This is a genomic window from Aquisphaera insulae (assembly GCF_011064615.1).
Taxonomy (GTDB): domain Bacteria; phylum Planctomycetota; class Planctomycetia; order Isosphaerales; family Isosphaeraceae; genus Aquisphaera; species Aquisphaera insulae.
The window spans coordinates 77392-90149 of the sequence record NZ_JAALJH010000022.1 but is presented as its reverse complement, the minus strand read 5'-3'; the positions used below and the strand labels follow the sequence as shown (position 1 = coordinate 90149).

Here is a 12758-nt window from a genome sequence, read left to right as displayed (position 1 = left end):
CGGTAGGCGTCGCAACTCGGGGCCGGACCGCGACGTGACCAGGAGTCCCGAGGATGTCGAGCGAGCGCGGTCCCCAGGAGTCGACGAGTGCCGGGTTGCCGCCCAGTCCGCGCCGGCCCGCCTGGTGGCAGCTCGTCCGGTTTGCGGGAGACCCGCTCGGGCTCCTTGACGACGGCCATCGCGAGTTCGGCGACGCGTTCACGCTGGACATCGCCGGGAATGGAAAGTTCGTGATGCTCTCCGACCCGGAGGTCGTCCGGGAGGTCTTCCGCGGCGACCCGGAGGTGCTCCATTCCGGGGAGGCCAATGCCCTCTTCCGGGCCACCGTGGGGCAGAGTTCGGTGCTGGTCCTGGACGAGGCGCCGCATGCCCGCCAGCGGCGGGTACTCGTCCCCCCCTTGAAGGGGGATCGCATGCGCGCCTTCTTTGAGGCCATGCGGCTGGAGACACTCAACGCCCTGCGCCAATGGCCAAGGGGCGTGCCGGTCCCCTCGCTGCCGGTCATGAGGAGCATCACAGCCCGCGTGATCCTTCGGACGGGGCTCGGTCTCGAGGCCGGGCCAGAGCTCGACGGCTTCCAACGGAAGATCGAACGCATGCTCTCGCAAGGGCGTCAGAAATATGCCCTGGTGATGATGACCGTCATCCCGATCGATCGCCTTACGGGCTCCCGCTGGGCTCCTCTCTTTCGCCAGCTCCGCGACCTGGATGAGGACCTGTTCGCCTTCATCGCGGCGAGGCGCCGCGGGGAGAAGCCCGCGGCCGGCGAGAATGTGCTCGACGACCTCCTCGCGGCTCGCTACGAGGATGGCTCGGCCCTGGAAGACCGCGAGGTCCGCGACGCCCTGTTCACCATCCTGATCGCCGGCCACGACACGACGGCGCTGGGGCTCTCGTGGGCGCTCGTCGACATCTCGTCCCATCCGGAGATCCAGGATCGCGTCACCGCCGAGGTCAGGGGGGCGACGTCCGACGGCCTCCCGCAGGCCGAACGGCTGCCCGACTTCGATGTCCTCGACGCGACGATCCGGGAGAGTCTCAGGCGATGGCCCGTCGTGCCGTTCGTCGTCCGGAAGACGGTCAGGCCGTTTGCGGCGGGCGGGAGGGAGTACCCCCCGGGCGTGGTCCTTTGTCCCTGTTCTTACCTCGTCCATCACCGCGAAGACCTCTATCCCGAGCCGGCTCGGTTCCTGCCGGACCGTTTCCTGACGCGCAAGTTTGGACCCCACGAATGGTTCCCCTTCGGAGGCGGCAACCGAGTCTGCCTCGGGATGCCGTTCGCCCTCTACGAGATGAAGGTCGTGCTCGCGACGATGCTGGCGCAGGTCCGCATCGAGCGTCCCCCGGGAGCACGGTCCACGCCCCGGCGGTACGGCCTGGTCATGGGTCCGGACGACGGCGGCCGGATCATCATCCGGCCCGGATGAGGGACGAGCGCGGCTGACTCGGTCACGCTTCCATCCGAACCCCAACGAATCACCGGGGCTGCCATCGTGTCCGACCCGATCCTCCACACCGACCGCCTGATCCTCCGGCCCTGGCGTGACGAGGACCTCGAGCCGTTCGCGGCGATCAACGCCGATCCGGCGGTGATGGAGTACTTCGCCGGCCCCCTGAGCGTCGAGGAGACCGTCCAGTTCGTCAATCGGATCCGCCTCCACTTCGCGACCGAGGGCTTCGGGTTCTGGGCCGTCGAGGCCCCCGGCGTTGCGCCTCTGGTGGGGATGGTGGGGCTGGCCCGCCCCAGGTTCCAGGCCCACTTCACGCCGTGCGTGGAGATCGGCTGGCGGCTGGCGCGCGACTACTGGGGCCGCGGCTACGCCACGGAGGCCGCGGCGGAATCGCTCCGTTTCGGCTTCGAGTCGCTCCGGCTCGACGAGATCGTCGCCTTCACGACCCTCCGAAACGCACGGTCGCGTGCCGTGATGGAGCGGCTCGGGATGGGCCGCTCCGCGGAGGATGATTTCGACCATCCGAACCTGCCGGAGGGCCACCCGCTCCGACGTCATGTCCTCCATCGGATTCGTCGGGACGGGTGGCGAGAGCCCCGGCGGCCGGCTGAATTCCCGGGGTAGACCGGTTCGGCCCGGGGATCGGTGGGGGTGGTCGATCGGACGGCCGGGTCGTGCTATACTGGCCCCATCGATCGGGAGGCATGGAATCGGAATTCCTCCCGTTTTCGAGCTTTGCGCCCGGAAAGGTGGTGTCGGATGTCGCTGGCGAAGGTCGACGCGTATCTCGAGTCCCATGGGGCTCGGTTCGAGAACCAGCTCAAGGACCTGATCCGCATCCCGAGCGTCAGCGCGCAGCCGGACCACGACCCCGACACGCGGATGGCCGCGGAATTCGTCCGCGACGACCTCGCGGCGATGGGGCTGAAGGCCGAGATCATCCCGACCAAACGGCATCCGATCGTCTACGCCGAATGGCTGGGCGCGAAGGGGAAGCCGACCGTCCTGGTCTACGGGCACTACGACGTCCAGCCCGCCGAGCCGCTGGAGCCGTGGCTCTCGCCGCCGTTCGAGCCCACCGTGCGGAACGGCAACCTGTACGCCCGCGGCGCCACCGACGACAAGGGGCAGATGTTCACGCATCTGAAGGCGGCCGAAGCCTGGCTTCAGGCCACCGGGGGCCTGCCCGTGAACGTCAAGTTCCTGATCGAGGGCGAGGAGGAGATCGGCGGGGCCAACCTCGAGACGTTCGTCGCCGAGAACCGCGAGCGGCTCCGTTGCGACTACGCGGTGATCTCCGACACGAGCCAGTTCGCCCCCGGCCAGCCGGCGATCACCTACGGGCTCAAGGGACTGGCCTACTTCGAGCTGGGCGTCCAGGGGGCCAATCGGGACCTCCACTCGGGGACCTTCGGCGGGGCGGTGCAGAACCCCCTCAACGCCCTCGCGACGATACTGGCGAGCCTGAAAGGGCCCGACGGCAAGATCCAGGTCGCGGGGTTCTACGATTCGGTCAAGCCCCTGGAAGACTGGGAGCGGGCTGAGTTCGCCAGGCTGCCGTTCTCCGAGGAAGACTTCCAGTCCGACCTGGCGGCCCCCGCCCTGTTCGGCGAGGAGGGATACACCACGCTCGAGCGGAAGTGGGCACGCCCGACCTGCGACGTCCACGGCTTCTGGGGCGGCTACGCCGGCCCCGGGCCCAAGACCGTCCTCCCCTGCAAGGCGGGGGCGAAGCTGAGCTTCCGGCTGGTCCCCGGCCAGGACCCCGGGACGGTCGATGAGCTGCTGCGGGCCCATATCGCCAAGGTCACGCCGCCGGGCGTCACGGTCGAGGTGACCTCGCTCCAGGGCGCCCCGGCCGTGCTCGTCAACGTGGACACGCCGGGATTCCGCGCGGCGGTCCGGGCGGTCGAATCCGGATTCGGCAAGAAGCCGGTGTTCATCCGCGAGGGGGGCTCCATCCCGGTCGTCGGGCTCCTCAAGAATGAGCTGGGAGTCGACACCCTCCTCCTGGGCTGGGGGCAGAACGACGACAACCTCCACGGGCCCAATGAGAAGTTCTCCCTCGCCGATTTCCACCGTGGCATCAAGGCGGGCGCGCACCTGCTGCACGAGCTGTCGGTCGAAAAGACGGACTAACCACAGAGACGCCGAGACACCGAGAAGAGAAGACGAAGAAGACCGGACTTGATACGAGCAAACGGAGAGAACTAGCAAAGGGAAAAGGTGTCCCCTTTTCCCAGCCCCGTCCGCGGCCAGGGGCACGGGCACAGAGCGGGATAAGACGGGACGAGACGAGAACAGGATCGGCCCCGCCGCGGAATCGCGGGGGGCTCGCCGACGAAGGTAGAACGACCCATGCTGGACCTGAAATACGTCGTCGCTCACGCCGACGAGGTGCGGACGAACTCGCGGAACCGGAACGTGCCGGAGGACGTCCTCGACGATATCGACCGGATCGTGGCCCTCGAGGGCGAGAGGCGGTCCTTGCAGTCGGCCGTCGAGGAGATCCGCCGCCGCCAGAACGAGGTGGCCCAGGCGACCGGCAAGGAGAAGGATCGCGAGCGCCGGGGGGAGCTGATCGAGGAGGGCAAGCGGCTCAAGGGCGAGGCAGGCGACCGCGAGGAACAACTCCGGGTCCTGGACGACGAGATCCGCCAGCGGCTCCGCCGGGTGCCGAACCTGACCCACCCGGACGCGCCCGTCGGCCGAACCGAGGATGACAGCGCGGAGATCCGCAAGGTCGGCACGCCGCGGACCTTCGACTTCCCGGTCAAGGACCACGTCGAGCTCGGCAAGGCGCTCGACCTGATCGATTTCGAGACCGGCGGCAAGGTCAGCGGCACGGGCTTCTACTTCCTCAAGAACGACGCCGTGCTCCTGGACCTGGCCCTCCAGCAGTTCGCCATCCGCACCCTGGTCGGCAAGGGCTTCGTCCCGATCATCACCCCCGACCTGGCGCGGAACAGCATCCTGGAAGGCATCGGCTTCACGCCCCGAGGGGTCGAGACCCAGGTCTACTCGGTCGAGGACACGGACCTCAGCCTGGTCGGCACCGCCGAGATCACCCTGGGGGGGATGCTCGCCGACGAGCTGCTGGACGAGGCCGCGCTGCCGATCAAGCTGGTCGGCCTCTCGCACTGCTTCCGGACCGAGGCCGGCGCGGCGGGCCGGGCCAGCCGAGGATTGTATCGAGTCCATCAGTTCACCAAGGTGGAGATGTTCGGCTTCACCACGCCCGAGGGCTCGGGCGCGATCCACGACGAGATGCTCGCGATCGAGGAGGAGCTCTTCACGGCCCTCGGAATCCCCTACCGGGTCCTCGACATATGCACCGGCGACCTGGGCGGGCCCGCCTACCGCAAGTTCGACGTCGAGGCCTGGATGCCCGGCCGCGGCGAGCACGGGGAATACGGCGAGGTCACCAGCACCTCGGATTGCACCGATTACCAGTCCCGGCGGCTGAATATCCGCTACCGGCCGGCCGGACAGAAGGGGACGCGTTTCGTCCACACCCTGAACGGGACCGCCCTGGCCCTCTCGCGGGCCCTGATCGTCGTCCTCGAGAACTACCAGCGTGCCGACGGCCGGATCGACGTCCCCGAGGTCCTCAGGCCCTACATCGGCAAGGACATTCTCGGCTGATCTCGGTTCAACATCTTGCGCCCGAGACGCGTATCATAGGACGAGGGCCGGACGGTCGTGCCGGCCCGTTCGCTCGCACTCGCCCGCGGTCGTCGTCCTCCTACTTCCAGGAATACCACCGGGATCCCTCCTCACACCTCGACATCAGGGGCGGTGAATGGCTGGAAATCCGCCGCAGCGAAACGCCCTCCTGCTCCCGGACCTCCGCCTGCTGATCCGGGGCGGCGAGGTCGAGGCGTTGCGCGAGTTCATCGAGGACCAGCACCCGGGCCGCACCGCCGAGCTGATCGAGGATCTCCAGTCGGTGGACGGCGACGCCCTCTTCCACATCCTCCCGACCCGCGATCAGGCCGAAGTCCTCAGCTACCTGGACACCGAAAGCCAGCACCGGATCGTCGAGTCCATGCCCCTGCGGGATGCGGCCGACCTGCTCCACATCATGTCCCACGACGAGCGGGCGGACCTGGTCAAGCGGCTCGACGAGGACTTCGTGGACGGCGTCCTCCCCCACCTGGCCCAGGCGGAGCGCGAGGACATTCGCCGCCTGAACAGCTACGAGCCCGGGACAGCCGGCGCCGTGATGACCACGGACTACGTCACCCTGCCCGCCCACATCACGGTCCGCGACGCCCTCGAACGGCTCCGGCAGGAGGCGCCGGACAAGGAAACGATCTACTACTCGTACGTCGTCGATCACAATCGTCGCCTCATCGGATTCGTCTCCCTGCGGACGCTGATCCTCTCCCGCCGCCCGGCGATGATCGAGGACATCATGCAGCGGGACATCATCTACGGCCGGGTGGACGAGGACCAGGAATCGGTCGCCCGCCAGATCGACAAGTATGACCTGATCGCGCTCCCGGTCGTGGACGCGAGCCATCGGCTGGTGGGCATCGTCACCCACGACGACGCGATGGACATCCTCCGCCAGGAGCAGACCGAGGACATCCTCAAATTCGGCGGCGTCTCCCCGGACCCGGAGGCCGACACCGCCCCCTACTGGTCGAGCACCGTCCCGGACGTCGTCCGCCGCCGGATCAAGTGGCTGCTGATGCTCTTCCTGGCCGCGGAGCTCACCATCCCCCTGGTCAGGCACTTCGAGTGGGTCAAGATCCGATTCACCGCGCTGGATTTCTTCCTGCCGTTGATGCTCGGGACCGGCGGCAACGCCGGAAGCCAGACCGTCGGGACGGTGATCCGCGGCATGGCCCTGGGCGAAATCAAGGGTCACGGGGCCTGGCGGGTGATCGCCCGCGAGTGGCTCACGGGTGTCTTCCTGGGATTCATGCTGGGGACGGTCGGCGTGGGCTATGCCCGATATCGATGGGGCCAGCCGTGGGGGATCTCCCTCGTCGTCGGCCTCACGCTCCTGGGCATCTGCACCTGGTCCAACACGATCGGGGCCATCGTCCCCTTGCTGGCCCGTCGCCTCGGCATCGACCCCGCGGTGATCTCCGCGCCGTTCATCAGCACCCTGGTCGACGCGACCGGCCTGGTCATCTACTTCACGACCGCCATCCTCCTGCTGATCAAGCTGGGCGCCTGACCCCAGATCCCCGCCCTCGCCACTGACTCACGAATTGGCGTAGATCCGCCCCATGCGATGGCTCGCCCACCGGGGACGGCGGCGGAACCAGACCAGCTCCATGGCGTAGGCATGATAGGTCAGCCCGAGCATCCGCATCACCACCATGGCCTCGTAGAGGACGAAGACCCAGAAGGCCCAGAGGGCGACGGCCTCCATCCACATCCTCGGCATCCGGTAGAGCTGGCCGTAGACGCCCAGGCCCGCAAGCGCCATGGCCGAGGCGGCCACCAGGCAGGGCACCAGGTAACCCCAGCCGATCCGGACGATCGCCGCCAGGACCGTGACCGGGTTGGCGGCGAGGATCGTGTCGTGCGTGAGCGCGGCGGCGAGCCCCATCTGGCCGAAGGCGGCCCCGAGGATCAGGATGTCCGCGATCACGAAGCCGTTCCACCAGTCGATCTTCCCGACCACGATCCAGGCGACGAGGAGCGGCAGGCCCGCGACGGCGGCGCCGAAGAGCACGGCCCAGATCCAGCGGCCGATCCCCTCGGCGACGTCGGCCGGATGCCACTCCGGCCATCGCGGCTGGTCGTTCTCGCCCATCGCGCTGGCCACCAGGACGTGGCCCAGGAACAGCAGGACGTAGCCGAAGATCATCGAGAAGCTGAACAGCATGGGCAGGAAGATCGGCACCACCACGAGGCCGAGCGCCCAGTCGCTCTTGGAGAGCGGCTCCAGCATCGCGATGAAATCGAAGACCGGCAGCGAGAGCAACCAGAGCACCGGCGGGAAGAGGACCAGCAGCCCGAGCCCCGGCCCGTCCGAGAGCGGATAGGCGAGGCATTCCCCCAGCGTGGGAGGGATCCTCGGATGCTTCCACCGCAGGGCCACGTACGATTCCTCGCGGTCCTCGCGCGGGATCACCCGGAACCCCTGCGACGCCTCGGGATCATACCAGCGCTTGAGCTTCGCCATGGTCGCCTCGGCCAGCGGCTCGCACGATCGAGCGATCCGTCCCTCGAAGCCGAACCCCCGCAAACGGGGGACCGATGCTCCACATTCCGACCGACATGGGCCGGGCCGTTCCGCCGCGAGAGGATACCGGCTTCGAGATGACCATGCAAACCCGCGGCGGACGGAGGTCCTCTCCGAATACCTTAGCAGAGACAAACCCCCGATTGCGAGGGCGAACCGGCCCCGACTTGGGTCCGGCCCCGGCGCCTGGCACAATGGCGGGAGTTCGGGCACGACCATCCGACACCACGACGTCGTGAGGACCCTCCCATGCAACGCCTCATCCCGCTCCTCGCCCTGTCCTTCTTCGCTCCCACGGCCACCGCCGCCGAGCCGATCCCCGATCGCCTGGTCTGGGTCTTCGGCTGGGACCTCGAGAAGTCGCGGGACGTCCCGGAGATCATCCGCGTCCTCGACACGGCCGGGGCACACGGGATGACCGGCGCGGTCCTCCCGCTGGGGATGGACACGCTCTGCAAGAAGCCGCCCGAGTACTTCGATCGGCTCGAGCAGGTGAAGGCCGCCTGCGAGCGGAACCGGCTGGAGTTCATCCCGTCGATCTTCGCGGTCGGTTACGCCGGGGGGATCTACGCCCACGACCGGAACCTGATGGAGGGACTGCCCGTCGAGGACGCCCCCTTCGTCGTCCAGCGAGGGGTGGCGACGCTCGCGAGCGACGCCCCCGCGGGGATCGCCAACGGGGGTTTCGAGGACCACCGTAAGGACCAGTTCGCCCGGTTCGGATTCCACGACCAGCCGGGCGAGATCAGCTTCGCGGACGGCCGCGTCCACCACGGCGGGAAGACCTCGATCCGGTTCGAGAACTTCGCGGCCAACCCGCACGGCCACGGCCGGATCTACCAGGAAGTGTCCCTCCGCCCCCGGCGCTGTTATCGGGTCGGCCTCTGGGTCAAGACCGAGGGGCTGGAGCCCGCCAATGCCTTCCGCATCACCATCCTCGCCAAGGACGGCGACCGCGAGCTCGCCCCCAAGTCGTTCGAGATCCCGGCCACGTCCGACTGGCAGAAAGTCACCTACCTCTTCAACAGCCAGGCCGAGACCTCCGCGCGGTTCTACGCGGGTGTCTGGGGCGGCAAGAAGGGGACGTTCTGGCTCGACGACTGGACGCTCGAGGAGGTCGGCCCGATCAACGTCCTCCACCGACCGGGCACGCCGGTGACCGTCCGCGGGGCCGGCGGCACGACCTACGAGGAGGGCCGCGATTACGCCCGGCTCAACGACCCGGACGCCCACCCGGCCCGCGTCGATCGCCCCGCGCCCGCGCTCAAGATCCCGGCCGGCAGCCGCATCAGGGAGGGCGAGAAGCTCCGGGTGAGCTGGTATCACAGCGTCCTGATCAACGACTGGCAGCAGACCGCATGCATGGCCGAGCCGGCCGTCTACGAGATCTACGATCACGAGGCGACGCTCCTGGCGCAGCACCTGAAGCCGAAGCGGATCCTCCTGAGCATGGACGAGATCCGGATGGGGGGCACCTGCGCGGCCTGCCGCGGCAAGGACATGGGCAAGCTCCTGGGCGAGTGCATCACCCATCAACAACAGATCCTCCGCAAGCATTTCCCGGGTGTCGAGGTCATGGCCTGGTCGGACATGCTCGATCCCGATCACAATGCCCATGGCAACTACTACCTGGTCTCCGGCAGCTTCGCCGGTTCGTGGAAACACGTCCCCAGGGACCTGGTCATGGTCCCCTGGGGCTCCGAGCCCCGCGAGAAATCGGTCCGGTTCTTCGCCGGCCTTGGATTCCGCTCGCTGGGCGCCTGCTACTACGACGCCGACGACCTGAACGAGGTCAAGGGCTGGGTCGCCATCGCCCGCAAGGAGCCGAAGCTCACGGGCCTGATGTACACGCCGTGGACCCGCAAGTACGACCTGCTGGGGGCGTTCGGAGATCTCCTGGCGCAATGAACGGTTGGTATTGATTGCCCCACAGCCAGGATCTGGACGTGACGGTTGTCGTTGCCGCTGACTCGGCCCGCGATGCGGTTGGGAACGAGCCCCCGGCGCGATCGCCTGTCAGCGCCTGGCTCGGCAGGAGCCTCGCCCTCCCATCCGGAAAAGAGCCGCTCCCAGCCCGGGAGGGCGAGGCTCCTGCCGAGCCAGGCGCTGGCCAAGGCTTGCCTACAAGCCTCGTTCCCGCGCAACAAATCCTGGACAAGACCCCAGGCTCGTCCAGGCCAACTTTCTATCGCGCCAGAGACCTCCTGCGGACACCCTAAGACCTCGTCATGCAAGTTTGTGTGGGGTGCGTCGGGCGGAGCCCGGACGCACCCGATCGGCCGGTCGTGACGCGATGGCCGGCGAGCTTGCGCGTCGCGGCTATTCCCCCCCGTCGGGCGGGCTATCCGTGAAGAATCGCATACGGAACTGCACGCCTCGATAGAAGCCGCGTTTCCGAGTCTCGCTGACCGGCTGCCCGATGTCTTCCGGACGGAGCAGATCCCGGATCTGGCCCGTCACCTGAAGGATACCCGTCCCCCCCTCGCGGGTCGCGAACAGGAACGTCGCGGTCGCGTCGGGATCGTAGGTCTTCGTCGCCTCGTCGTAGTGCATCAGCCAGTCCGTGACCGGCCGGCCGAGCTTCGGAGGTCCCGCCTTCAACTCCTGCTCCATCCTGTCGAACCGGTCGTTGTCGATCTCCCAGGCCCGAAGCCCCAGCGGCTTGAGGCCGAAGTGGACCCGGTCATCGCCGGGGATTCGGTAGTGCGTCCCCTGCAGGTCGATCCCCTGGTCGGCCGCCCACGCCTCGATCGCGCCCGGCTTCGGCGCGACGGGGTCGCCGAGTTCGCCGGGCCACGTCGTCATCCGGCCGGAATCCAGGTCCTCGAAGGTCCTGTAGTATTCCAGCGGCTGGGGCGGCCCCAGGATGATGTTCGCCCGGGTCGTATCCCCGTGGACCGCCGGGCCGGTCGGGAACGGCTGGTCGGCCGGCCTGACCTCGGCGTGCTCGTCCGGGAGCGACGGGAGGCGGACCGAGGCATAGCGGCGATCGTCGGTGAACTTGAGCCAGTTGACCTCCCACCAGTCCGCCCATCGCCGGGCCAGCCGATGATACTGCCGCTCCTTGATCGCCCGCTGGAGGTCGTTGCCCCCCGGCGTGACGAAGTTCAGCTCGTCCTCGTGGAATCGCTGGCCGGTCAGGGAACGGAGCGCGCCGGTGATCTCCCGGAATGGCGTATTGAGCGTGAAGTTGTTCTTATCGACATCCTTCGTGTCGTTGTCATGCTTCCTCATGAATGCAAACAGCTCGGGGTCCTTGAGCGCGATGCCATAGTCGCTGCCGGCATTCACCAGCGTGCGGGGGATCGCCCGGATGAGCGCGGGGATCGCCCGCGGATCCCCGATCGCCCGGAGCGTGAAGCCCAGGGACCGGAGCATGCGTTCGTCGGTCGTGCGGTCGAGCTCGTCGATCAGCAGCGGGACCGCTGGCCGGCCGATCCGAGTCAGCTCGCGGATGGCGGGAGCCCACTTCTCGGGCTCGGAGGCATTCGTCGGGCGAGACTGGGCGACGAGCTCGGCGACCCGCTTCGCCAGAGCCTCGGGCACGGGCTCAGCCTTCGCCGGCTCCTGGGCCTCTGCCGGCTCCGGGGTCGACCCCGCCGGAGCGGCATCGGTCAGCCCCACCGCGGCGAGTCCCAGCAGGACGGCCAGGGAGGCGAATCGCCGCCCTCGCCGGGGCGGGACATGCTCGGCAATCATGTCGATCCGCTCGGAGAGATGGCGTTGGCTGCCGAAAGCGCCGACCGTCCCGATAATCAGCGGATGGGCATCCCGACGGACGGTCAGGTCGAGTACGGTCATGCCGTAGGCCCCGCGTCGGCCCGGTCCGAGTCGATCGAGCACGCTCGCGTCGCACGCGAGTTCCCGATCGGTCCGAGCCCTCGCCGCCGCCCACCACGCCACCGGGTTGAACCAGTGGACGGCGCAGGCGATCGTCCAGAGCCAGTCGACGGCCGCGTCGCGACGGCGGAGGTGGGAGAGCTCGTGGAGCAGGATATGCTCGAGATTTCCCCGGCTCGTGGATTCCAGGATCGATCGCGGGATGAGGATGGCAGGGCGGATCACGCCCATGGCCGCCGGCCCGAATCCGTCCTCGGAGACCTTCAGCACGGGCCGCCATCCCAGGCCGATCCGGACCCGGCACGACTCGAATAGGGCCGCGAGCTGGGGATCATCCGCCGCGACCCAGTGGCGGCTGCGTCGCGCCAGGAGGACGAGCGAGCGGAGGGCGCGAAACGCCACGAGCGACACGCCCAAGACCCAGGCGACCGCCGCGGCCTGCCACCACGTCCATGATCGCGCTGGCTGAACGGCGGCCGGCTTCGCGGGGGCGTCCTGTTCGACGGGAACCTCGGCTCGTCGCGAGACCGGCGAGGGTTCGGGGATCGCCACCGGCTCAGCCTGAGCGGGGGGTTCGATCCTCGGGGATTCCAGGACGTCCATCGGTGGCGACTCCCGGGGCTTCACGTCGAACAGCCCATAGGCGCTCGCCGGGCTCTGCGGCAGGACCGGGAGCAGCAGCCTCGCCAGCACCACGCCCCAGAGGGCGTACCGCATCGCGGCCGTCAGCCTCTTCCCCAGCAGGGCCCGGATCAGGACAACGGCCAGGACGAGGATTCCCGCCTGCCAGCTCGCCCGCCAGAGCAAGTCGAATCCGGTCATGACTCATCCCCCTTCCGCTCCTGCGCGAGCCGCTTCTTGAGCCGGTCGAGCTCCTCGGGGCCGAGCTTGGCCTCGCGGGCGAAATGGAGCAGCAGCGAGGCCGCATCGCCGTCGAACACCTTCTTGAGGAACGAGCTCCCGAGCTCCCGGACGCTCCGGCGCCGGCTCACCGCCGCCCGGTAGACCGACCGCGTGCCGTCCCCCTCGCGACGCAGGACCCCCTTCTCGACCAGCCGCGAGAGGAGCGTCCGCACCGTCCGATGATTCCACCCCTGGGCCTCGGCCACCCGATCGATGACCTCCGCCGGGGTCGCCGAGCCGATCGCCCAGACGACCTCCATCACGTGCCACTCGGCGTCCGTGATACGCGACTCCGCCTCGCCCATGATTTGTCCCCCGGAATGACTACAGATGTGGTCAACAGCGGGATTTGACCA

General features: G+C 68.4%; 9 protein-coding genes. 6 read left to right on the top strand and 3 right to left on the bottom strand.

The genetic code is table 11. The features are described from left to right. Window positions 1–53 precede the first annotated feature (53 nt). The 5 genes from G6O54_RS14440 to mgtE all read left to right on the top strand — a co-directional run bounded on the left by G6O54_RS14440 (window position 54) and on the right by mgtE (window position 6642). Complete coding sequence (locus G6O54_RS14440; protein WP_165226343.1) at window positions 54–1427, top strand: cytochrome P450; 1374 nt, start codon at window positions 54–56, stop codon at window positions 1425–1427. A gap of 66 nt (window positions 1428–1493) precedes the next feature. Continuing rightward, on the top strand, window positions 1494–2075 hold the full coding sequence (locus tag G6O54_RS14435; RefSeq protein WP_165226342.1) for a GNAT family N-acetyltransferase: 582 nt from the start codon (window positions 1494–1496) through the stop codon (window positions 2073–2075). 135 nt (window positions 2076–2210) lie between these two features. Continuing rightward, window positions 2211–3590: a dipeptidase gene (locus tag G6O54_RS14430; protein WP_165226341.1), complete on the top strand. Its 1380-nt coding sequence runs from the start codon at window positions 2211–2213 to the stop codon at window positions 3588–3590. Between the two features lie 219 nt (window positions 3591–3809). Beyond that, entirely contained in the window at window positions 3810–5096 is a 1287-nt protein-coding gene (gene serS, locus G6O54_RS14425) for a serine--tRNA ligase (RefSeq protein ID WP_165226340.1), read from the top strand. Window positions 5097–5253: 157 nt separating this feature from the next. Then, a complete protein-coding gene (mgtE, locus tag G6O54_RS14420) occupies window positions 5254–6642 on the top strand; it encodes a magnesium transporter (RefSeq protein WP_165226339.1) in 1389 nt (462 codons plus the stop codon). A 27-nt stretch (window positions 6643–6669) separates the two neighbouring features. On the opposite strand, the gene G6O54_RS14415 is transcribed toward mgtE, so the two are convergent. Continuing rightward, window positions 6670–7599 carry a hypothetical protein gene (locus G6O54_RS14415; RefSeq protein WP_165226338.1) on the bottom strand — a complete coding sequence of 310 codons (930 nt, stop codon included), beginning with the start codon at window positions 7597–7599 and terminating at the stop codon, window positions 6670–6672. Between the two features lie 309 nt (window positions 7600–7908). Here G6O54_RS14415 and G6O54_RS14410 point away from each other — a divergent pair, with 309 nt between their 5' ends. After that, window positions 7909–9567 carry a carbohydrate binding domain-containing protein gene (locus tag G6O54_RS14410; RefSeq protein WP_165226337.1) on the top strand — a complete coding sequence of 553 codons (1659 nt, stop codon included), beginning with the start codon at window positions 7909–7911 and terminating at the stop codon, window positions 9565–9567. 411 nt (window positions 9568–9978) lie between these two features. On the opposite strand, the gene G6O54_RS14405 is transcribed toward G6O54_RS14410, so the two are convergent. Both G6O54_RS14405 and G6O54_RS14400 read right to left on the bottom strand, forming a co-directional pair. Next, window positions 9979–12321 (bottom strand): M56 family metallopeptidase, encoded by a 2343-nt coding sequence (locus G6O54_RS14405; RefSeq protein ID WP_165226336.1) that lies wholly within the window; start codon window positions 12319–12321, stop codon window positions 9979–9981. After that, window positions 12318–12707 carry a BlaI/MecI/CopY family transcriptional regulator gene (locus G6O54_RS14400; protein ID WP_165226335.1) on the bottom strand — a complete coding sequence of 130 codons (390 nt, stop codon included), beginning with the start codon at window positions 12705–12707 and terminating at the stop codon, window positions 12318–12320. Before G6O54_RS14400 ends, G6O54_RS14405 begins: the two co-directional genes overlap by 4 nt. Between the last annotated feature and the right edge of the window lie 51 nt (window positions 12708–12758).

What these genes read in the sequence shown, in the direction of transcription:
- G6O54_RS14440 (WP_165226343.1), top strand. Translation starts at nt 54, where the DNA reads ATGTCGAGCGAGCGCGGTCCCCAGGAGTCGACGAGTGCCGGGTTGCCG.
- G6O54_RS14430 (WP_165226341.1), top strand. Translation starts at nt 2,211, where the DNA reads ATGTCGCTGGCGAAGGTCGACGCGTATCTCGAGTCCCATGGGGCTCGG.
- serS (WP_165226340.1), top strand. Translation starts at nt 3,810, where the DNA reads ATGCTGGACCTGAAATACGTCGTCGCTCACGCCGACGAGGTGCGGACG.
- mgtE (WP_165226339.1), top strand. Translation starts at nt 5,254, where the DNA reads ATGGCTGGAAATCCGCCGCAGCGAAACGCCCTCCTGCTCCCGGACCTC.
- G6O54_RS14415 (WP_165226338.1), bottom strand. Translation starts at nt 7,599, where the DNA reads ATGGCGAAGCTCAAGCGCTGGTATGATCCCGAGGCGTCGCAGGGGTTC.
- G6O54_RS14410 (WP_165226337.1), top strand. Translation starts at nt 7,909, where the DNA reads ATGCAACGCCTCATCCCGCTCCTCGCCCTGTCCTTCTTCGCTCCCACG.
- G6O54_RS14405 (WP_165226336.1), bottom strand. Translation starts at nt 12,321, where the DNA reads ATGACCGGATTCGACTTGCTCTGGCGGGCGAGCTGGCAGGCGGGAATC.
- G6O54_RS14400 (WP_165226335.1), bottom strand. Translation starts at nt 12,707, where the DNA reads ATGGGCGAGGCGGAGTCGCGTATCACGGACGCCGAGTGGCACGTGATG.